24 protein-coding genes are annotated in these 20,656 nt (G+C 58.6%); 5 read left to right on the top strand and 19 right to left on the bottom strand.

Going from position 1 to position 20,656, the window contains the following annotated elements; genetic code table 11:
* Positions 1 to 4: 4 nt before the first annotated feature.
* The 4 genes from arc to thiS form a co-directional block, all read right to left on the bottom strand.
* Positions 5 to 1,774 carry a proteasome ATPase gene (gene arc / locus NSND_RS19755; protein WP_200810564.1) on the bottom strand — a complete coding sequence of 590 codons (1,770 nt, stop codon included), beginning with the start codon at positions 1,772 to 1,774 and terminating at the stop codon, positions 5 to 7.
* Positions 1,775 to 1,929: 155 nt separating this feature from the next.
* Complete coding sequence (gene thiE / locus NSND_RS19750; RefSeq protein ID WP_080880622.1) at positions 1,930 to 2,556, bottom strand: thiamine phosphate synthase; 627 nt, start codon at positions 2,554 to 2,556, stop codon at positions 1,930 to 1,932.
* A gap of 129 nt (positions 2,557 to 2,685) precedes the next feature.
* Positions 2,686 to 3,465 carry a thiazole synthase gene (locus NSND_RS19745; RefSeq protein ID WP_080880621.1) on the bottom strand — a complete coding sequence of 260 codons (780 nt, stop codon included), beginning with the start codon at positions 3,463 to 3,465 and terminating at the stop codon, positions 2,686 to 2,688.
* 8 nt (positions 3,466 to 3,473) lie between these two features.
* The gene (thiS, locus tag NSND_RS19740; protein WP_369974254.1) at positions 3,474 to 3,674 is read right to left on the bottom strand and encodes a sulfur carrier protein ThiS; all 201 of its coding nucleotides are present in this window, start codon (positions 3,672 to 3,674) and stop codon (positions 3,474 to 3,476) included.
* Between the two features lie 134 nt (positions 3,675 to 3,808).
* Here thiS and NSND_RS19735 point away from each other — a divergent pair, with 134 nt between their 5' ends.
* Positions 3,809 to 4,300 carry a histidinol-phosphatase gene (locus NSND_RS19735; protein WP_080880619.1) on the top strand — a complete coding sequence of 164 codons (492 nt, stop codon included), beginning with the start codon at positions 3,809 to 3,811 and terminating at the stop codon, positions 4,298 to 4,300.
* On the opposite strand, the gene NSND_RS19730 is transcribed toward NSND_RS19735, so the two are convergent.
* The 11 genes from NSND_RS19730 to ffh all read right to left on the bottom strand — a co-directional run bounded on the left by NSND_RS19730 (position 4,275) and on the right by ffh (position 13,146).
* Entirely contained in the window at positions 4,275 to 5,624 is a 1,350-nt protein-coding gene (locus tag NSND_RS19730) for a S41 family peptidase (RefSeq protein ID WP_080880618.1), read from the bottom strand. The two genes, NSND_RS19735 and NSND_RS19730, sit on opposite strands and share 26 nt — an antisense overlap.
* 26 nt (positions 5,625 to 5,650) lie before the next feature.
* Positions 5,651 to 6,841, bottom strand: a complete 1,191-nt coding sequence (locus NSND_RS19725; RefSeq protein ID WP_080880617.1) for a murein hydrolase activator EnvC family protein — start codon at positions 6,839 to 6,841, stop codon at positions 5,651 to 5,653.
* On the bottom strand, positions 6,838 to 7,737 hold the full coding sequence (locus NSND_RS19720) for a cell division protein FtsX (protein ID WP_080880944.1): 900 nt from the start codon (positions 7,735 to 7,737) through the stop codon (positions 6,838 to 6,840). Before NSND_RS19720 ends, NSND_RS19725 begins: the two co-directional genes overlap by 4 nt.
* A complete protein-coding gene (gene ftsE, locus NSND_RS19715) occupies positions 7,734 to 8,402 on the bottom strand; it encodes a cell division ATP-binding protein FtsE (protein WP_080880616.1) in 669 nt (222 codons plus the stop codon). The genes NSND_RS19720 and ftsE overlap by 4 nt, the downstream gene beginning before the upstream one ends.
* A 102-nt stretch (positions 8,403 to 8,504) precedes the next feature.
* Positions 8,505 to 8,891, bottom strand: a complete 387-nt coding sequence (locus NSND_RS19710; RefSeq protein ID WP_080880615.1) for a YraN family protein — start codon at positions 8,889 to 8,891, stop codon at positions 8,505 to 8,507.
* Positions 8,867 to 9,529, bottom strand: coding sequence for a ribonuclease HII (locus NSND_RS19705; RefSeq protein ID WP_235000319.1), 663 nt, complete (start codon positions 9,527 to 9,529; stop codon positions 8,867 to 8,869). Before NSND_RS19705 ends, NSND_RS19710 begins: the two co-directional genes overlap by 25 nt.
* Positions 9,530 to 9,629: 100 nt before the next feature.
* The gene (gene rplS / locus NSND_RS19700) at positions 9,630 to 10,043 is read right to left on the bottom strand and encodes a 50S ribosomal protein L19 (protein ID WP_080880613.1); all 414 of its coding nucleotides are present in this window, start codon (positions 10,041 to 10,043) and stop codon (positions 9,630 to 9,632) included.
* A 16-nt stretch (positions 10,044 to 10,059) separates the two neighbouring features.
* Positions 10,060 to 10,833 carry a tRNA (guanosine(37)-N1)-methyltransferase TrmD gene (gene trmD / locus NSND_RS19695; RefSeq protein ID WP_080880612.1) on the bottom strand — a complete coding sequence of 258 codons (774 nt, stop codon included), beginning with the start codon at positions 10,831 to 10,833 and terminating at the stop codon, positions 10,060 to 10,062.
* Position 10,834: 1 nt separating this feature from the next.
* Positions 10,835 to 11,362: a ribosome maturation factor RimM gene (rimM, locus tag NSND_RS19690; protein WP_159450904.1), complete on the bottom strand. Its 528-nt coding sequence runs from the start codon at positions 11,360 to 11,362 to the stop codon at positions 10,835 to 10,837.
* Between the two features lie 10 nt (positions 11,363 to 11,372).
* A complete protein-coding gene (gene rpsP / locus NSND_RS19685; RefSeq protein WP_013249590.1) occupies positions 11,373 to 11,690 on the bottom strand; it encodes a 30S ribosomal protein S16 in 318 nt (105 codons plus the stop codon).
* Positions 11,691 to 11,796: 106 nt separating this feature from the next.
* The gene (ffh, locus tag NSND_RS19680; protein ID WP_080880610.1) at positions 11,797 to 13,146 is read right to left on the bottom strand and encodes a signal recognition particle protein; all 1,350 of its coding nucleotides are present in this window, start codon (positions 13,144 to 13,146) and stop codon (positions 11,797 to 11,799) included.
* A 423-nt stretch (positions 13,147 to 13,569) separates the two neighbouring features.
* Between ffh and NSND_RS19675 the strand changes: the two genes are divergently transcribed.
* On the top strand, positions 13,570 to 13,830 hold the full coding sequence (locus NSND_RS19675; protein ID WP_080880609.1) for a DUF4321 domain-containing protein: 261 nt from the start codon (positions 13,570 to 13,572) through the stop codon (positions 13,828 to 13,830).
* A gap of 38 nt (positions 13,831 to 13,868) precedes the next feature.
* Here NSND_RS19675 and uvrB read toward each other — a convergent pair whose 3' ends face one another.
* The 4 genes from uvrB to NSND_RS19655 form a co-directional block, all read right to left on the bottom strand.
* Complete coding sequence (uvrB, locus tag NSND_RS19670) at positions 13,869 to 15,866, bottom strand: excinuclease ABC subunit UvrB (protein WP_080880608.1); 1,998 nt, start codon at positions 15,864 to 15,866, stop codon at positions 13,869 to 13,871.
* 285 nt (positions 15,867 to 16,151) lie between these two features.
* The gene (gene thpR, locus NSND_RS19665) at positions 16,152 to 16,769 is read right to left on the bottom strand and encodes an RNA 2',3'-cyclic phosphodiesterase (protein ID WP_080880607.1); all 618 of its coding nucleotides are present in this window, start codon (positions 16,767 to 16,769) and stop codon (positions 16,152 to 16,154) included.
* Positions 16,769 to 18,049 carry a competence/damage-inducible protein A gene (locus NSND_RS19660; protein WP_080880606.1) on the bottom strand — a complete coding sequence of 427 codons (1,281 nt, stop codon included), beginning with the start codon at positions 18,047 to 18,049 and terminating at the stop codon, positions 16,769 to 16,771. Before NSND_RS19660 ends, thpR begins: the two co-directional genes overlap by 1 nt.
* A gap of 47 nt (positions 18,050 to 18,096) precedes the next feature.
* The gene (locus NSND_RS19655) at positions 18,097 to 18,669 is read right to left on the bottom strand and encodes a hypothetical protein (protein ID WP_143833638.1); all 573 of its coding nucleotides are present in this window, start codon (positions 18,667 to 18,669) and stop codon (positions 18,097 to 18,099) included.
* A 184-nt stretch (positions 18,670 to 18,853) separates the two neighbouring features.
* Here NSND_RS19655 and NSND_RS19650 point away from each other — a divergent pair, with 184 nt between their 5' ends.
* The 3 genes from NSND_RS19650 to NSND_RS19640 all read left to right on the top strand — a co-directional run bounded on the left by NSND_RS19650 (position 18,854) and on the right by NSND_RS19640 (position 20,640).
* A complete protein-coding gene (locus tag NSND_RS19650; protein ID WP_013249598.1) occupies positions 18,854 to 19,561 on the top strand; it encodes a chlorite dismutase family protein in 708 nt (235 codons plus the stop codon).
* Positions 19,562 to 19,664: 103 nt separating this feature from the next.
* On the top strand, positions 19,665 to 20,327 hold the full coding sequence (locus NSND_RS19645) for a hypothetical protein (protein WP_080880604.1): 663 nt from the start codon (positions 19,665 to 19,667) through the stop codon (positions 20,325 to 20,327).
* 100 nt (positions 20,328 to 20,427) lie between these two features.
* Positions 20,428 to 20,640, top strand: coding sequence for a hypothetical protein (locus NSND_RS19640; protein WP_080880603.1), 213 nt, complete (start codon positions 20,428 to 20,430; stop codon positions 20,638 to 20,640).
* The last annotated feature ends 16 nt before the right edge of the window (positions 20,641 to 20,656 follow it).

Raw genomic sequence — 20,656 nt, 5'->3', positions numbered from 1 at the left:
CGCGCTACAGGTAGTGACCGGTGTTGACCGTTTCGATTTGGCGCGCCTCTGCAGGCCCGCCGCTGATCGTCCGGAGGTGGACAATCTTCTCGCCTTTCTTGCCGGCGACCTTTGCCCAATCATCCGGATTCGTGGTGTTGGGCAAGTCTTCGTGCTCTTTGAACTCCTCTCGGATCGCGCGGATCAGATCCTCGGCCCGCAGACCGGTTCCTTCTTGCGCAATCGCCCGCTTCACGGCGAATTTCTTGGCACGCGACACGATGCCCTCGATCAACGCGCCGCTGGCGAAATCCTTGAAGTACAACACTTCCTTCTCGCCGTTCGCATACGTCACTTCAATGAACTTGTTTTCGTCCGTCGTCGCATACATGGCATCGACGGTCATGTTCATGAGGGAATCCACAAGTGCCCGGGCATCCCCGCCATGCCGCTTCAGATCGTCCTCGGCAAACGGCAAATCGGTCGAGACGTACTTGGAGAAAATATCCCGGGCCGCCGTGGCGTCCGGACGACCGACCTTCACCTTCACATCGAGACGGCCCGCGCGGAGCACGGCCGGATCGATCAAGTCCTGTCGGTTGCTTGCCCCGATGACGATGACATTGGTAAGACGCTCTACGCCGTCGATCTCCGAGAGGAACTGCGGCACGATGGTCGATTCAATGTCCGAGGAGATGCCGGTGCCGCGGGTGCGGAACAGTGCGTCCATCTCGTCGAAAAACACAATCACGGGATGACCGTCGTCGGCGCGTTCCTTGGCTTTTTTGAACACCTCGCGCACCTGCCGCTCCGACTCGCCGACATACTTATTCAACAGTTCAGGCCCCTTCACATGGAGGAAGTAGCTGCGCAGTTGTTTGTCCTTGAGATGCCCCAGTTTTTTGGCGATCGAACTGGCCACGGCCTTGGCGATCAACGTCTTGCCGCAACCCGGCGGGCCATAGAGCAACACGCCCTTCGGGGCGCTGAGTTTGTAGTTCGCAAAAATGTGCGGATACAGGAAAGGCAACTCCACCGCATCACGCACCTGCTCGATTTCTTTCTGGAGTCCGCCGATATGTTCGTAGTCCACATCGGGGACTTCTTCGAGCACCAGCTCCTCGGCTTCCGATTTCGGCAGCTTTTCGATGACGCAACCGGACCGCGGATCGTATAACAGATGATCGCCGACGCTGAGGCGCTCACTGAGCAATGGCTCGCCAAGCTCCGCGACTTTTTCTTCATCGAAGTGCAGCGTCACCAGCGCCCGATTCCCCTCCAGCACATCCTTCAAACGGACGACTTCCCCTTGCACATCGAACCCACGCACCTCGATGACATTGAGCGCTTCGTTGAGGATGACCTCCTGCCCTTTGCGGAGAGACTTCGCTTTGATGGAGGGATGAAGACTGACCTTCATCTTACGGCCGGATACGTAGACATTCCCCGTGCCATCGGTATCGAGGCTGGAGAAAATGCCGTAGGTCGAGGGCGGAGCGGTCAACTTCTCCACTTCAGCCCGCAACGTTTCGATTTGAGATTTGGCTTCCTGAAGAGTGGCGACGAGCTTTTCGTTCTGCTTCGTCGTTTGTTCGAGCTGATAGCGTGACTGGTAGAGCCGCCGAATCTCCTCCTCCATGGACTGGATTTGGATGCGAAGCTTTTCCACCTCGCGGGCCTGTTCGTCGTTCTTGTGTGTCACGACTCCATCTCCGTCAGAAAGTGACTTGGTCAGGCGCTTGACGGAATCACGGAAGGACCGGAGTCGGCCTGAACTCCCTTTTGATTCGGCCATCGCCCCACTCTTTGGATCGCTTACAATCCCTGTCAGTGACGGTCATCAACACTGTTTCGGATTCTATCACCCGCCTATGGGGTGGTCAACAGCAGCAGACGGCGATACATCGTGACGTGTGTCGATGCGTGAGACGCCCTCTGCAGCAATCCTCTTCATGATCCGCGCTCGATCGCCGAAAGAAATTTCTCGGTCGCTACTTCGACATTCGACGCACTCAAGATCGAGGACAACACCGCCACACCGAATGCTCCCGCCTGCCGCACCTCACGTGTACGCGAGGCAGTCATCCCTCCGATGGCAAAAATTGGAATGTTCACCGCGCGCGCGGCCTGTTCGAGTACCTGGAGGCCAAGCGGCGCCCCATACTCCCGCTTCGAAGGCGTGTCGTAAATCGGACCCAACACCACAAAATCCGCGCCGTGCCGTTCTGCCGCCACCGCATCCTGGATGGAATGGACGGACAGACCCAACAGCTGCGAGGGCTGCAACAGCGTTCGCACCACCGGGGCCGGCAAACTGCTCTCGCGCAAATGCGCCCCCCGGCACCCCAGTGCCACCGCCAGATCCACACGGTCATTGATGAACAACTGCATGTCCGACAACTCGCGCTGCAGGTCGAGCGCCAAAGAGAGCAGCTCTCGGATCGGAAGATCACGTTCACGCAGCTGCACCGCGCGCACACCGGCACTCACCGCCCGCCCGACGACCGACACCAGCGGACGTCCGGCGGTCTGTTGACGATCAGTCACTAAATACAGACGGAAATCGACGGAGGGCATTCGGGAAATATTCTGGATGCTGAATGATGCCAGTTGAATGTGAGATGCCGGGAGATCAGGACCGGTTCACCACTCACACACGCACTCAGCCCGGCTCGCCGACACCGACCAAAGACGGTTCTCTGGCTATTAGAGCATGCCCTCGATCGGGCTACTGGCTGTCGCATAGAGCTTGCGCGGAATGCGCCCGGCCTTGTAGGCCAGTCGCCCGGCCCAGACACCATACTTCATAGCCTCGGCCATCGCGATGGGGTCCTGCGCGCCGGCAATAGCGGTGTTCATCAGCACCGCATCCGCTCCGTACTCCATCGCCAGCGCGGCATCGGATGCCGTTCCGACTCCGGCGTCCACGATGATGGGCACCTTGACCGTTTCCATGATGATCTTGAGATTGTATGGATTACGGATCCCGAGCCCCGAGCCGATCGGAGCAGCCAGCGGCATCACCGCAGGACAGCCGATATCCACCAGCTTCTTGGCAACGATCGGGTCATCGTTCGTATAGGGCAGGACGATGAAGCCTTCTTTGATGAGGATCTTGGCCGCCTCGATCAATCCCGCGGTGTCCGGGAAAAGAGTCTTTTCATCGCCCAGGACTTCCAGCTTGACCAGATCGGACACGCCGGCCGCGCGAGCCAACCGGGCATACCGGACGGCATCTTCCACCGTGTAACAACCGGCGGTGTTCGGCAAAATGATGTATTTTTTCGGGTCGAGATAATCCAGGAGATTTTCCTTGGACCGATCCGTGATGTTCACGCGACGAACCGCCACCGTCACCACGTCCGCACCGGACGCCTCGATAGCCTTCTTAGTCTCGACAAAGTCTTTATACTTACCGGTCCCCACCCAGAGGCGAGACGTAAATTCCCGGCCGGCAATCACTAAGCGATCGTTGATCGTATCCATAAATGTGGTTACCTCGCTCCGCCACCAATAAAGCTCAATATCTCCACCCGATCCCCCTCGCGGAGTCCGCGGGTTTCAAAATCCTTGCGATCCAGAATCTCCAAATTCAATTCGACGGCGACGCGATCCGCGCGGATCTCCAACTCGTGCAACAGCGCTGCAACCGTCTCCCCATCGCCGATTCCGCGAGATTCACCATTCACGTGAATGATCACTGCGCACCTCAATTCTTCAGATCATCCTATGAAACGGGAAAACCGGTTGTCAACCAAGCCCGGTAAGGCCTTGCCGTTTGGGATTCGATACTCGCACAATGTAGATAAAGACCGCCGGGCACACGACTATGGACGACCGCACCCATCAACTTGCGCAGATCTTTCGTGCGATGGCCAACCTGCTGGCAAGCCAACGCGCCAATCCTTATCGCGTCCGCGCGTATCGGAAAGCGGCCGATTCGATCCTGACGGTTACGGGAGACCTGGCTGATCTAGCCGCGCGCCATCAGCTTCAGGAGATCCCCGGAATCGGGCGGGACTTGGCAGTGAAGATTGAAGAGTTTCTGGCGACAGGAACGATTCGCGCCTATGAAGAACTGAAGACACCGTTGCCGGAGGAAGTGGCCGGCTGGGCTTCGTTGCCGGGCCTCTCTGATGCCCTGGTGAGTTACTTATATTTCCGGCTGAACATCCGCACATTGGCCGACCTGGAAAGCCTGGTTGCGTCCCATCTCTTACGAACACAACCAGGTTTTTCCGGGTCGGAAGACACGCTGCTCGCCGCCATCCGCGAACGGATCGGAACCGTGCCGACTACGCCGCCGGCCGCAGCTCCTTAAAGATCTTCCAGGTCTTCAACAGCTCAACGGCCTTTTGAAGCTGCACGTCATCATCCAGCGAAATATCCCCGGCCCCATCCCCGGCCGACACGGCGCCATTCTTGTGCGCAGGCTCCTCACCCGGCTTGGCCGAAGGCGATGGATCCTTTCCGGCTGCAGGCGCTTTGGCCGTCTTCGGTTCAGACTCTTTTCCGTCTTTCTCGCCGGCCTTTGCGACGGTCTGCGTTTGCAGTTTGACCACAATGTCCGGCGTGATGCCGGTGGACTGAATCGAGCGCCCCTTCGGCGTGTAGTACTTGGCAGTCGTGAGCCGAAGTCCCGACCCGTCACCCAGCGGCAGAATCGTCTGGACGGATCCCTTGCCGAACGACGTGGTCCCGACAATGACGGCCCGTCCCCAATCCTGCAACGCACCGGCCACAATCTCCGACGCGCTAGCCGACCCTTCGTTCACCAGGATGATCATCGGCGAATCTTCCAGCGTCTCCTTCGTCTTGGAGAACCACTCATCCTTCTTCCCCTCACGACCCTTGGTATAGACGATCAGCTTCCCGTTCCCCACAAACTGTTCGGACACATCGACGGCCGCCGTCAACAGGCCACCGGGATTGTTCCGCAAGTCGAGAATCGTCCCCTGAACCTTCTGCTCCTTGAACTGCTTGAGCGCCCGGCTGAGGTCCCGTCCCGTGGCTTCCTGGAACTGCGTCAAACGCACATACCCAATGATATTGTCGAGCACCTTGAACTTCACGCTTTCGATCTTGATGGTGTCCCGCACCAATGAAAACGCCAGCGGGTCTGCCGTACCGTCCCGCTGGATCGTGAGGTTCACCTTGGTGCCTTTGGGGCCGCGCATTTTCTGCACCGCATCCATCAGCGTCAAATCCTTTGTGGGTTCGTCGTTCACCTTAGTAATGAAATCACCCGCCTTGATCCCGGCTCGATGGGCAGGCGTGCCTTCGATCGGGGAAATGACGGCAAGGCGATTCTCCTTCACGCCGATCTGAATCCCGACCCCGCCGAATTCGCCTTTCGTTTCGACCTGCATTTCCTTGTACATCTCGGGCGTCATATAGGCTGAGTGCGGATCCAACGTGGAGAGCATCCCGCGAATCGCACCCTGTACGAGGTCTTTCACCTTTGTATCGTCGACGTAGTGTTTCTGCACCTGCGTCAAGACCTCGGAGAAGGTCCGCAGCTCTTCATAGGTCTCGGAGGCGTGGCCGGTCCGTTCCAATCCCTTTTCCAGCACAATGCCGATACCCAGGGCTACCGTCACCATCAGCAAAAGATATAACCACCGTCGGCTTCGCCGCTGTTCCATAACGTAGGTTTCCTTCCTTCCGAGGCCTATCGCTTCGACAGCCACACGAGGGGATCCACCGGCTCTGCCCCCTCGCGCAACTCAAAATAGAGCGTATTCTCACCCGTCATGCCCGTGTCGCCCGTTTCACCGATCGCTTCTCCGGCTTCGATCCGGGCCCCGACCGCCGTCAATATTTTCGACGCATGGGCATACAACGAAAAAACTCCGTTTGCATGATCCATGATTATAACGAGTCCGTAGCCTTTCAACCAGTCCGCGTAGACAACCTGGCCTGCAAGCACCGACCGTATATTACTCCCTTCCGCAGCGCGAATCTCAATCCCTTTTCGCTGGATATAGGTATTGAAGGTCGGATGCTTCTGCCGGCCGAAGTAGGACACCACTTGCCCTTCGGTCGGCCATAGGAGCGTCCCACGTAATGCGCGAAGGCCTCCTGTCGCGGAGGGTGGACGAGTCGCCAGCGCTGCCCGACGTCTGGTTTCCAGTTCCTTCAGCAAGCTGTCGACCCGGTTGGCAGACCGCTCCAGTTCCTCTACGGCCCGATCATGCGATTCCTTTTCTTGAGTGATTTTAGCGAGATACACCCGTTTCTGTTTTTTCAACCCTTGGATCTGAGCCAGCTTTTCCTCGGTGCTGGCCTTGTAGGCCAGGATGCCCTGGCGTGCCTCTTCTCGACTCCGCTCGACCTCGGCGATCCGCTCGGCATCTTTCCGGTAGGTTTCCATGATCTCATACTCTCGCTGCGTCACGGCCGAGAGATATCGAAACCGCCGCTGAAAGTCTCCGGAAGAACTGGCCGCCAGGAGCGTTCTCAGGTGCCAAAACCGCCCCTCGACATATTGAACCCGCAAGCGAGCAGCGATGGCATCCTGCCGTTCATCGATGCGTTCGGACAGCCGGCTCAGCTGCACGCTCATCTGCTCGATTTCCACATCCTTCTTTTTGAGCTTCTTCACGACGTCCTGGTGTTCCTGCCGGTAACGAACCAGACGTTCGTCCAAGGACTGCAATCCCTGCAGGACCGACTCGCGTTTCTTTTCCGCCTCGTCCGCCTTCTTACGTTTCTCGACAATCGTGCCGCGCAACTTTTCCAGCGTTTTCTTTTCTTGCTCGATCTTGTCCGCGTACGAGTCCTTGCGCTCCGCCCAGGCAGGGACAGTCCACAAGACCAGATGAGCAGCCACCACAACACATCCCCATCGCGCCCACTTCATGCCCGTCCCTCTCCGAATCGGAGCAGCGAGAGAAAACTGCCGGCACAACCGAGAAAGAGCCCCACACAGACAAGCACCACACACATTTGGAAGGGGAAAAATGTCAGCAGCGTGTCCACGCCCAGAAACCGGCTGGCAGACCGGATTTCATGGCGGAACAACTCAAACCCGGCTTTGAGGATTACCAGCGAGAGAGCACTGCCGAGCAACCCGAGCGCCGCACCTTCGAGCAAATAGGGCACACGGATAAAAGTCGTACTCGCCCCGATCAACCCCAGAATTTCAATTTCCTCCCGGCGTGAATACAGCGCCAGGCGGATTGTGTTCGCGATGATCGTGACCGACGCCGCCGATAAAATGAGGCCGACAATGATGGCAGCCACCTCGATATACCGGACAATGCCGGCCAAGGCCTCGACCCATTCCTGATTGTATTGCACCTGCACAACTCCCGGGATCGACTGGGTGCGATTGGCCCACCGCCGCATCGCATCCGATGAACGGGACTCCACCGCAAGCGTCACGACAAATGAGGCCGGCAGCGGGTTCTGCCCGAGCCCCTGCAGCAGATGGGACTCGGCCGGAAACTGACTCTGGAAATCAGCCAACGCCCGTTCCTTGGACACGAAGGTCAACGACCCGACGGCACGATCGGCCTTCAGTTGCAGTTCGATTTCGTTTCTCGTCTGCTCCGTCAGGTCGTCCTGCAGGTACACCATAACCTGGATGTCCTGCTCAAGCGACGAGGCCATGGTCCTCAAATTGACATACAACAACAAAAACACGCCGACGCAGGCAAACGTGAAGGCCGTGGTAGCCACCGCGACCACCGTGGTCGTTCGATTGGTCAACACATTGGCGACCGCTTCCCGCAGCAGGTACAACAACCGCCTCACGAGCACACCTGTTCCTGCGAGACCACCTTGCCCTGGTCCAATGTGATCACCCGGCGATTAACCTGGGCCAAGACATTGGGATCGTGCGTCGCCACGATGATGGTCGTGCCCCGGGCGTTGATCGACTTGAACAGTTCGATGATTTCGCTGGTCAGCTCCGGATCCAGATTCCCCGTCGGTTCATCGGCCAACAGCATGATCGGCCCGTTGACGATCGCGCGAGCGATGCAAATCCGTTGCTGCTCGCCGGTAGAGAGGCCGGGGGGAAAGAGATCCTTCTTGTGATCCAGCCCAACCGACCGTAATGCGTCCGTCACTTTCCGCCTGATTTCGACAGTCGAGGCCCCCTGCACCAACAAGGGCAACGACACATTGTCGAATACGGTTTTCTTTGGCAGCAGGCGGAAATCCTGCAGCACCACACCGATCTTTCGACGCAGTAAGGGAATTTCAGACGATCGCAATTTCGACAAACTACGGCCCTGCACCAGGATCTGTCCTTCCTCAGGGCGCTCTGCGCCGATCAGCAATTTCAACAAGGTCGATTTTCCGGCGCCGCTCGGTCCCATCAAGAGCACGAACTCGCCCTTCTCGATTTCAAGGGTCACATCGGACAGCGCCAAACGGCGGTCGTAATATTTTGAGACGTGAAAAAGTTGAATCATGGATGGTGACAAGAGCAGCCGCCGGACCGGAGTGACCTCTCGGGCCCCTGCCGCCCGGCACGACACACAGTGACTGGATGAATCAGGAGCGCGATTCCCATCCTACCATCGCAGATCATCCCCCGCGACGTCGAATGCATTCGCAATATGCTGCACGGGTTCAGTCGTCCCGGAATCATCCTGTATCAAGACGACATCAAATCGGCACGCACGATCATGAATCCGGTGTTGCGCCAGATACTGCGCCGCAAGCTGAATCAATTTGGCACGTTTGCGCGCATCCACCGCTTCAATCGCACCACCGTAGGTCCCAGACCGTCGCCGTTTCACCTCGACGAACACCAGCACCCCCTGGTCATCGGCAACCAGGTCGAGTTCACCCGATGGAGAGCGCACATTCCGTCCAAGGATTCGAAACCCCTGTCGGCGCAGATAGGCCTCGGCTCGCCCCTCTCCTTCATCCCCTACCAATCGGCGTCGGTCGCGCATCGGTCCAGCGGGCTCTCAGACTGGTCGACAGAGGAACACAATTTTCGAGCATCGCCGACACAGAGCTGCTGCACAGGCGCAAAACTCCGGCGATGAATCGCACAGGGCCCGTGCTCCCGGAGCAGACGGAGATGCTCCGGAGTCCCGTAACCTTTATGCTCGGCAAAATTATATTGGGGATACCAACGGTGGTACTCAACCATCAAACGGTCGCGCGTCACCTTGGCGATGATCGAGGCGGCCGCAATGGAGCAGGAGAGGCCATCGCCCTTGATGATAGAACGTTGAGGAACTGAGAGCCCGGAAAGAGTGACCGCATCCAACAACAAAAAGTCCGGTTGAAGCGGTAATGCCTGCAGAGCACGACGCATCGCCAACCGGGTTGCTTGAAGGATATTCAACCGATCGATCTCCGCCTCCGTCGCAGCTCCGATGCCGACGCCGGTTGCCCGGCGAACGATTTCGGCGAACAATCGAACTCGGTCTGACTCGCCGACCTGCTTCGAATCGTTGAGTCCGGGCAGGCGGCATCCACGCGGCAACAGCACGGCAGCCGCTACGACAGGACCGGCGAGAGGCCCACGCCCGGCCTCATCGAGCCCGGCTATATGCCGGTACCCGCGACACCGAGCCTCCACCTCAAACTCCTCGGTGGGGCCCCCTGTCGTCGGGTTCGAAGAACCAGCCAAACGTGCGCCTCTGTCCTGGTCTCAAGCGGAACACAGCACAACTGATCGATCAGGCCTTAGCAGCCGTGACTGCTGCTGCCGCCTCACGCTTGGCCGCGGTTTGCGCCTTGCTCTCGACCTTAAACTCGCGATCTTCCACCTTGGCAAACTTGCCCTTCTTGGTGCGCAAATAATAGAGCTTGGCCCGGCGAACACGACCCTGACGGACGACATCAACCTTGGCCACATTGGGCGAGTGGATGGGGAAGGTCCGCTCAACGCCGACGTTGTAGGACAGCTTGCGCACAGTGAAGGTTTCGCTATTGAGCGTGCCTTTCCTGGCGATGACCGTCCCCTCATACACCTGGATACGCTCTTTTTCACCCTCGACCACCTTCACGTGGACACGAACAGTATCCCCGATCTCGAACTTGGGCGTCGTCTTCTTGGTTAAGGATCGTTGGATCCGTTCTAGCCGATTCATAGTCCTTCTCCTCCTCTCAACGAACAGGTACCTGTACAAGACTCTCTTGCATCACTTCGCTTAACAACCGTCGATCTTCCGATCCAAGCTCGCGATCCCGCAGGAGATCCGGCCGCTTCAGATAGGTGTTCCGCAACGCTTCCTTCCGGCGCCACAACCGGATCGCCTCATGGTGACCCGATACCAGTACCTCCGGAACCGCCATCCCGCGCACCTCCGCCGGTCTGGTGTAGTGCGGATACTCCAACAATCCCTCGGTAAACGATTCCTCGGCCGCCGACGCCGCATCGCCCAACACGCCAGGGACCAGGCGCGCCGCCGCATCGATCATCACCAACGCCGGCAGCTCCCCTCCGGTCAACACATAATCGCCGACGGAGATTTCTTCGGGGTGCAGCGCCAGCCTGACGCGCTCATCCATCCCCTCATAGTGCCCACACACAAACACCACTACCCGTTCATCCTGCGCCAGGGACTGTGCGAGTTCCTGCGTAAAGGGCCGCCCTTGCGGAGACGGAATAATCACCCGCAACGTCGTCTCCGGATGAGAAGCCTGATAATGGGCCCGCAGCGCATCGACAGCCTGAAGCACCGGTTCGGCCTTCATGACCATTCCGGCTCCCCCGCCATACGGCACATCATCTGCGGTCTTATGCCGGTCGAAGGTATGGTCACGCAGGTTCTGCACAGAGACCTCCAGCAACCCCTTTTCCTGGGCGCGCTTAAGGATACTCTGGCCAAGCACCGGAGCCACCATATCCGGAAATAATGTCAGAACGGCACACCGCATCTTACAGATCTCCAAACCCTTCCGGCAGCCGCACCGTCATGACCCGCCCCACTACGTCGACCGCAACCACGACTTGTTTCGCCGCAGGAATCAGCATTTCTTTCCCGTCGTGACGCACCAGAAAGTTCTGGTTGCCGGACATAGACACGACCTCTTCCAAACAGCCCAGTACGGTTCCGGCTTCATCCTGCACGACCATCCCGATCAAATCACATTGATAGTATTGATCGGCCGGCAGCGCCGGCGAGTCTCCGCGGGGAACTTGAATGAAGGCTCCACGAAACTCGGCGACCTGCTCAGGGGTCGTAAACGCCTCGAACCCCATAATCCACGTCGGCCCGCCTGGCCGCACGTGGGTCACACGGGTGTCGAGCGTCTTCCCGACAGGCCCGACAATCGTGACCTGCCCAAGGGACTCGAACCGTCCAGGCACATCTGTGAGGGAACGCACGCGCGCCTCGCCTCGAACCCCGAACGATCGCTCGATCCTTCCAATGGTCACCAGCTCTGCTTGATCGAGCGTCGCCATGTGATGCCGGCTACTTCTTGCTCTTTGCGCTCTTCTCGGTCTTTTCGGTCTTCTCCGCCTTTGCGGACTTCTCGGTCTCGAACTCTTTCCAGACCCCATGCCGCTTCAGCAGAGTCCGAACGGTCACAGTGGGCTGGGCGCCATGCCGCAACCATGACAGCACCCGTTCCGACTTCAACACCGGCACCGCCGGGTTCTTGAGCGGATCGAAAATCCCGAGAATCTCCAAAAAGCGCCCGTCGCGCGGTTTCCGTGAATCGGCCGCAATAACCCGATACATCGGCCGCTTATGTCGCCCTGTCCGTGCCAATCGTAAATGAACCGCCACTAGAACCTCCTCAGAGTAATGAGCGTTCAGCCCTAGACTGTGTCCGCTCGGTTAGGACTCTCTTCTTCACCTCGAATCGATGCACACTCGAAACACTCGTGGCCTGCTACATGCCTCGGAGCATTTGGGCCAACTGACGCCGGCCTCCCGCGCCAGCCGACATGACCTTGGCAATTTTCCTGGCCTGCAGGAATTGCTTGATCAGGCGGTTGACCTCCTGCACACTCGTTCCGCTCCCACGCGCAATCCGCTTCTTCCGGCTCCCGTTGATCAGCGTATGGTCGCGCCGCTCACGCGTGGTCATGGAGTCGATCATGGCCGCAACCCGCTTCATTTCTTTTTCGGGCAATCCGCTGTTCGCAAGATCTTTCAACTTTTGGCCGCCGGGCAGCATTCCCAGAATCTGCTCGAACGACCCCAACCGATTCATCTGCCCGAGTTGTGACCGGAAATCCTCCAGCGTAAAGGTGCTGCTGGTCAGCTTCTTTTGTGCCGCTTCGGCCTCTTCCCGTGAAAACGTCTCCTGCGCCTTCTCGATCAACGAAAGCACATCACCCATCCCGAGGATCCGTGACGCCATCCGGTCAGGATGGAACGGCTCCAGGGCATCGAGCTTTTCCCCCATGCCGAGAAACTTAATCGGCTTGCCGGTCACGGCCCGGATCGACAGCACGGCGCCACCACGCGCGTCGCCCTCGACTTTAGTCAGGATGACACCGGTGAGGCCGACCTGCTGATCGAACTGACCGGCCATATTGACCGCATCCTGGCCGGTCATGGCATCGGCAACCAGCAGCACTTCGTGGGGGTTCACAGCCTGCTTGACCGCCACGAGTTCGGCCATCAACTCATCATCGACATGCAACCGGCCGCCGGTATCGAGCACAATCAGATCGTAGCCCTGCTCTTGACCGCGTTCCACCCCGCGCTGGCAGATACGCACCACATCGGCGCGTGAGGCATCGATCTGATCGAATCGATGCACATCGATTCCAAGATCATGCCCGAGGCTGGCCAACTGGTCACCTGCGGCAGGACGACGCGGGTCGGCCGCCACGAGTAACACGCGCTTCCCCTGGCTCTTAAACAAGCGGGCGAGTTTGCCGGACGTGGTCGTTTTCCCGGCTCCCTGCAACCCAACCATCATAATAATGGTCGGGGGTCTGGAGGCGAGACTGATACCGGACCGCTCACCGCCCATCATGCCGCGGAGCTCGTCCCAGACAACTTTGACGACCTGGTGCCCGGGGGTCAGGCTTTTCAGAACTTCCTGCCCGACCGCCTTCTCGCGAACGCGGTCAAGGAAATCCTTGACGACCTTAAAGTTGACGTCCGCCTCAAGCAACGCGAGGCGGACTTCCTTCAACGCCTCAGCAATATTGTCTTCGGTGAGCACACCCTGCCCACGAAGCTTCTTGAGGATTCGTTCGAACTTTTCACTCAACGCATCAAGCACGAATCACCAAACAAAAAGGCCATCGAAGCCGGGGTCGAGCCAGAGCTCCGATCGCCTGGAAAAACATCACAAAAAATAGCATCGGGCAGTCTATAGAAGGGGTGTGCGTGAAGTCAAGATATTCGGCAGGGATTCAAGCGATGCCCTCGGACCGTTCCAATGCACCACTGTTGATACACGTGACACACGGCGCCAGACTTAGTTGCACCAGAAATACTGTCGAGCGTTCTCCCTGCTTCACCCTCGAGCGCCGAGGGTGCCCTCTATTCTCCCACCGATCTCCAGAAGAGGTGCTTTGCAATCAGCCACATGCATCCACCGCGGCGTCTGGCATGCATTTTGTTGACATCATTTTCCGCTTCCGATATGGTGCCTCAAGTCGGCACATGCACCCCGACCAGCGGGAACTAGGAGAGATATCGGATGAGAAAATCGATCGGCGTGCTGCTGATCTTTATCCTGATCGGCGGAATGCTGGGCGGGATTTTCGGGGAAATACTTCGCGTCATGGCCCCGAATGGCGCCATTCAAAACATCTTTGCCAGTAATTTCTCTCCCGGAATCAACCCGCCACTCACCGTCGATCTGGTCCTCCTCAAACTGACGTTCGGCTTCAGCATCAAGGTGAGCCTGCTCAGCGTGTTGGGGATGTTTCTCGGGGCCTATCTCTACAAACAGATGTAACAGAATTTCCGGCGCAGGAGGGACAGTAGCCGCCTTCACTATTGCGCCAATTCCAACGCCTTCAACCTCAACGTTCGAATCCGATTCCGTAACTCCGCCGCCCGCTCAAACTCCAATTTCTTGGCTGCCGCCTTCATCTCAACCTCAAGACGGCGAATCAACTGCTCCGTGTCGCCCGTCGTTGCATAATCGCCTACTGACTCCGCCGCCAGTTCGAGTTGCCCCGCATTCCCGCCACCCGTTGCATAGTCCAGCAGGGGAATCTGCTTCTTGATGCTCTCGGGGGTGATGCCATGGGCCTCATTATAGGCTTCCTGGATATGACGCCGGCGCGCCGTCTCGTCCATGGCCCGCCGCATGGAATCCGTGATCGTATCACCGTAAAAAATCACGCGCCCATCCAGATTTCTAGCGGCGCGGCCCGCCGTCTGAATCAGCGACCGATGCGACCGGAGGTAGCCCTCCTTATCCGCGTCCAAGATCGCCACTAAACTGACCTCGGGAAGGTCGAGCCCTTCCCGTAACAGGTTGATCCCGACCAGCACATCGAACACCCCCCGCCGGAGATCGCGAATAATCTCCGCGCGTTCCAGCGTCTTAATGTCGGAGTGAAGATAGCGCACCTTCACGCCGAGGTCGTGATAATACTCCGTGAGGTCTTCGGCCATTCGCTTGGTGAGGGTCGTCACCAGCACCCGATGTCCCTTCGCCGCCTCCGTCCGCACTTCGGCCAGCAGATTGTCGACCTGCCCCTTCGCCGATCGCACATCGATGAGGGGATCCATCAGTCCCGTCGGGCGAATGATCTGCTCGATGACCTCACCCTTGGCATGCTCCAGCTCATAGGGACCGGGCGTCGCCGAGACGTAGATCACTTGCTTCAGCATCCGCTCGAACTCGGCAAACTTCAGCGGACGATTATCGACCGCGGACGGCAGCCGGAATCCATAATCCACGAGCGTCCGTTTGCGCGAAAAGTCGCCTTCGTACATGCCGCCGACCTGCGGCACCGACGCGTGCGATTCGTCGATGATCAACAGGAAGTCTTTGGGGAAATAATCCAAAAGGGTCGGGGGCGGATCGCCCGGCGCGCGACCACTCAAGTGGCGCGAATAGTTCTCGATTCCGTGGCAATACCCCATGGCACGGATCATTTCGAGATCGAACTTGGTGCGCTGCTCGATCCGTTGCGCTTCCAACAACTGACCGTTCTTCTTGAATGCCGCCACGCGGGCGTCCAATTCTTCTTCGATGCCCGTGATCGCCCGTTCATACCGGTCCGGCGCAATAAGATAGTGAGTATTCGGGTAAATGGCAATCTTCGGTAATTTGCCCAGCGATTTACCGGTCAACGGATCGATCTCATGAATGGCGTCCACCACATCGCCGAACAATTCGATACGCACCGATTTCGCTTCCGACGAGGCTGGAAAAATCTCGATGACATCGCCGCGTGCGCGAAAGGTGCCGCGGTGAAAATCCACGTCGTTGCGCGCATACTGAATGTCGACCAGCTTCGCTAGAATCTTTTCACGCCGCGTCTCCATCCCCTCTTCCAGATAGACCAACATGTCGTGGTACACCTCCGGCGATCCAAGGCCGTAGATGCAGGAGACCGAGGACACGATCAGCACATCGTTGCGCTGCAGCAAGGATGTCGTCGCCGCGTGACGCATCTGATCGATCGCATCGTTGATCGAGGCATCCTTGGCAATGTAGGTGTCGCTCTGCGGGATGTAGGCTTCGGGTTGGTAATAATCGTAATAACTGATGAAGTACTCGACGGCATTGTGAGGGAAGAACTGCTTGAATTCCTGATACAGCTGGCCGGCCAGAGTTTTGTTATGCACGAGGACGAGGGTCGGCTTCTGGACGCGTTCAACGACATTGGCCATCGTGAAGGTCTTGCCGGAGCCGGTGACCCCGAGCAACGCCTGATGCTGCTTCCCGGCCAGGATTCCGGATGACAGCTTCTCAATGGCTTGCCCCTGATCACCACAGGGTTTGAATGGAGCTTCGAGCTTGAACGGAGGCATATTGAATAGATCAACTTTCTAGATCTGCATGCTGTACATGCTTGAGGCGACTTGCTGGACTCCCGCCGGACCGGTAGTAGATTGCGTTGCGTATGGGCTCGTAGTTTATCACCGATCATCATACCATTCCGGGCCTTGGGCGTCGGAAAACTTCCATGCCCAGACTGTTCATGAATCAGAAACGACGCACTCGACCGTTCCTGCTGACGGCCCGGCCTAGCAATAGTGGCGGGGCGACCCAAGCATGATGCCGCTTCCGGCAAAGTTGGGAGGGCGTTACGGTTCTTACGTCGCAAAAGGGGCCAGTGAACATTCCCAGAGTTTCGTATAGACCGAGCCGGTGGGACGCAGTTCACTTTTCATGAGGACGATTGCCTCGACCGGCAACATGCCGATCGCCACCGGCCGCTCCAACAACCCGTTCTGAGCCAGCGCCTGTCCGACCTGCCGCTCCCCTTCCTTGATCCGCGCGAGCGTCAAATGCGGACTGAATGGCCGCTCTTCCGGCGCGAAGTTCGCTGCCCGGCAACAGGCCTCCACCGCACGATGGAGGCCTGTGAGCCGTTGCGCCTCACGGCCCTGCTCCCAACTCCCTGAGGGTCCCACCCACAGCACCCGTGGTGCCTGCGGGCGCGGAAACGTACCCAGTCGTTCGAGAGGAATAGGAATCGCCTGATGCGCTGACATGGACTCTTCGATGGCTACCCGAAGCGGCTCAATCGATTCGTCGGCTGTGTCGCCGAGAAATCTGAGGGTGAGGTGCATCGAATCCGGCCGAACCCAGCTGATCCTCACGTGGCGATCGACCGTTCGTTCGAGTTGTCGCTTCATGTCCTGCTCAATGGCGGCGAGCGTCGTGCGCAATTCCTGTGGCAACTCGATGGCCAGGAATGCCCGGACCATTAGCACCCCTTCTTGATCAACCAGCGACGAAGCAGATCGAGCGCCGCCTGCGAGGACCGTTGCTTGATCACCGTACGGTCACCGCCGTGAAAACGAAACTCTTTCGTCATCGCCTCGCCCGGCCCGCCGTCAAGCCCCACATAGACCAGGCCCACCGGCTTGCTCTCGGTCGCGCCACCGGGCCCGGCGATGCCGGTCACGCTCACGCCGACGGAGGCGCCGCTCCGCTCACGAATGCCCCGCGCCATCGCGGCGGCCACGTCTGCGCTGACCGCCCCATGCCGTTCGAGCAGTCCTGACGGCACACCCAACATCTCAACCTTGGCACGATTGCTATAGGTGACGGCCACTCGATCAACATATGTCGATGCGCCCGGCACCTGCGTCAGCCGATGGCCGATCAGTCCACCGGTACAGGATTCGGCAACGGCAAGCGTCAACTGCTGCTCGTTGAGCAATCGACCGACCACCGATTCCATGGTCTCATCTTCTTCTCCATAAACGATGTCACCGAGCCGCGCCTTGGCTTCCTTCAACAACTGCTCGATGGTGACAGCCCCCTCCGCTCCAGCCGGTCCCGTCAGCGACACCATGACTTCCATTGGGGAAGCATAGATGCCGAGTTGAATCGTGCAACCTTTGGGAACAAGCCCGACCAGGGCCTGGTCCACGATTGATTCCGGCACACCGGACGTGTGGAGCACCCTCCGGATCATGGGCGACGCGCTGAGCCTCTTCTGTGTGCGCATCCACGCCTGCAACTGCGGCAACACGCCATCACGCACCATCGGTTCCATCTCACGCGGCACCCCGGGCAAGGCGGCGAGAAACGTACCCTTCCAGACAAGCGAAAACCCCGGCGCCGTTCCGACCAGATTGAAGAGAATCTCCGCACGGGCGGGAATCATGGCCTGGCGAAACTGCGTGGTGGTCGGAGTTCGCCCCCATTCGACCAGCCGTGCGATCATCCCATCCAGGGCAGCCTTGCGCCGGCTCAAGCGGTGGCCCGTCGCTTGCGCCACGGCTTCCCGCGTGAGGTCGTCGATCGTCGGCCCCAACCCACCGGTGAGAATCACCACGCGGGCGCGCCGTAACGCCGTCTTCAACACAGCCACGATGTCGGACAGGTCGTCGCCGACCGTGGTCTTATATCGAAGCTCAATTCCGCAGGCGGCGAGACGATCGGCAATGAAGAGTGAATTCGTGTCGAGGCGGCCGCCGAGCAGCAACTCCGATCCGACGGCGATGGTTTCAGCCGTCCAGGTTTTGGTCTTACTCATGCGGGATACACCTTTGCGATGGGCAGAGCGATGGAGAGGGACTGATACTATTCGATCCGCGAGAAGTCCAGTTCGAAACTGACCTGGCCTCCGCGTGAAGGAAATACCGTGAGCGTCGTCTTCGCACGTGGATCGAGTTCCGCGTAGGCGAATTGCGCGATCACCTTCGCACGGTAGGCAGGCTGCTGCGGCCACGCCGTCGTGCGATCGCCCCTGGCGTCAAATCGAACGGTGGAGGGCTTCACCGTCCGACCGGCCTGCTCCAGCACAATGTAACTGTCGGCGGCAAAATTGACACGGTCTCCGTACAACACCACATTGACCAGCACATGCTCGTTTGCCAGTACCTGGGCAATATCCTGTTCGGTCGGCGACAACGCGCGCAGGGCAAGGTGATTGGCCATCACCAACAGGCTTCCCAGCTTCGTCATGATGAAACCGCGCGGGGCAAGGTCTTCGGTCGCACCGAACCAGGCGTGCAGCTGATCCGGAGAGACACCTTGGCCGGCAGCCAGCTTTCCACGCTCCACCTGCGCCTGAATTTGTTCGGTGGTCGGCTGCACCTCGATGGCATATGAGGAGACGGTGCTCCCCCACAGGACCACGAAGAGGCTTCCCACGAGCCAGAATCCGGCCGGCAATCTTCGAACGCCGCGCATCGTATGCAGGCAGTATCAGATCGATGTGGGCCTGTCAATTCGAGCCCCGCGCACCCCGGACTCTGTTGACAGCCCCAGAGACGAAATGCTAAAGAGCTAACTCTTATTCTTTTACATTATCAAGAAGTTGCCTGGAGGGTTCGTCATGTCCAGCCCCGAACAAGCACCCCGCCGTCAATACGTCAATTTTACCTTCTATAAGATCGATCCCGCATGGCGTCGGCTTCCTGAAGATGAACGCACACGCGGAAAGCAGGAGTTTCTCCGTGCCGTCGAAGAGTATCAGGGAAAAGTGCTCGTCATCGCATACACCACGGTGGGTATTCGAGGCGACTGTGATCTGATGCTCTGGCGCATCAGCTACGAGCTTGAACTGTTCCAGGAAATGAGCACGAAGATCATGGCATCCGGATTGGGCAAGTATCTGTACAATCCCTATTCGTACCTCGCGATCACCAAACGTTCAATTTATGTCGACCACCACACGCATGAGAACCAGGAAAGCAAGCGCCTCACCGTGGTCCCCGGCAAAGCCAAGTACATTTTCGTCTATCCGTTCGTGAAAACCCGCGAATGGTTCCTCCTCACCAAGGCGGCGCGGCAGGGCATGATGGACGAACACATTGAAGTCGGCCATCGCTTCCCCTCGGTCAAGCTCAACACCACCTACTCCTTCGGCCTCGACGATCAGGAATGGGTTGTGGCCTTCGAGAGCGACAAGCCGGAAGACTTCCTGGACCTCGTCATGGCGCTCCGGGAAACCGAAGGCAGCCGGTACACTCTGCGCGACACCCCAATCTTCACCTGCATCCGTAAGAGCCTGAAAGAAGCCTTGGACACCCTAGGCGGCTAACAACGGTTGAGCAGCAGTCTGTGGACACGGCCTTCGATCCCTTGATCGAAGGCCGTGCCGTTTCTATCCCGACACGTCGTCTGATCTCACGCGTTCTCGATCAATGTCCACCCACGCCCTTTCTTACGCTATCCCGGATCGGGCCGCAGCTGTCTACTCAGCCCTACTCCCCGGGCTCGGACAACTCATTCGGGGACGATGTGGGGCAGGACTCTTCTACGGCCTGGTCACCATTCTCCTGATCCTCCTGAGCCTGGCGCTCGGGCGTGCCTCCGGTCGAGCCGCCGAAGTCTTTTTCTTTATGCTGTTGGCCCTTCCCTGGTGGGCCCTGCAGAGCTACGACGCCGCACTTGGGCCGCCCGAGAGCGGTTCGGACCTTGCTCGCAGCACCCGCACCGCCTGGGCGCAGGGACACGATATCCGGTTTCTCGGACTTCTCTTTCTGGTCAGTGCTGGGAACGATGCCCTCTTGATCGCAAGAAATCCCGATTACCTGCTGCCGTTTTTTTGTACCAGGCTGGACGGCTCGGCCGGGTTCATCACCAAAGCGCTGTCACCGTTTCTCCATACCCTGGTCGGGTATGGCTTCTTACGAATCAAGAAATGGTCCCTCCTGATCTATCTGGTCTATGCCGCTTACGGCACCACCAATGCCCTCGTCAATCTGACCTGCTTTGGCCCCGGCCGGATCCGGAACACACTCCTCATCGCCCTCATTGTCTTTACGACTTATGTGATCGCACGGAGACGGGTCTTCCGGCTCTGAACACCCCTGTTCGAACCCCCGACGCGTTTTGACACTCGGGCTGGGGCTGTGTTACCTGTAATAGCCATACCGTTCCACAACATCAGACGGAGCAGCCTCCATGGCCGAAAACAGCGCGGTCTATGCCATCCGCTTTCCTGACGGTTCCGTGACTCTGTATATCGACGAAGAATATGCCATCGACCGGGGCGTCGACCCTGCCAAGCTGGTGCGGGTCGAGATTCCTCGTGAGTTGTTTGCGAACGGCAGCATCCAGGAAATCCGTGAATATGTCGCGGTCTACCTTGAAAACAGCCATCAGGGCACGGCCTGAGCGAACCTTTTACGTC

Origin of the sequence: Nitrospira sp. ND1, from assembly GCF_900170025.1 — a bacterium.
Classification (GTDB): Bacteria; Nitrospirota; Nitrospiria; order Nitrospirales; family Nitrospiraceae; genus Nitrospira_A.
This window is presented reverse-complemented; position numbering and strand designations above follow the sequence as displayed.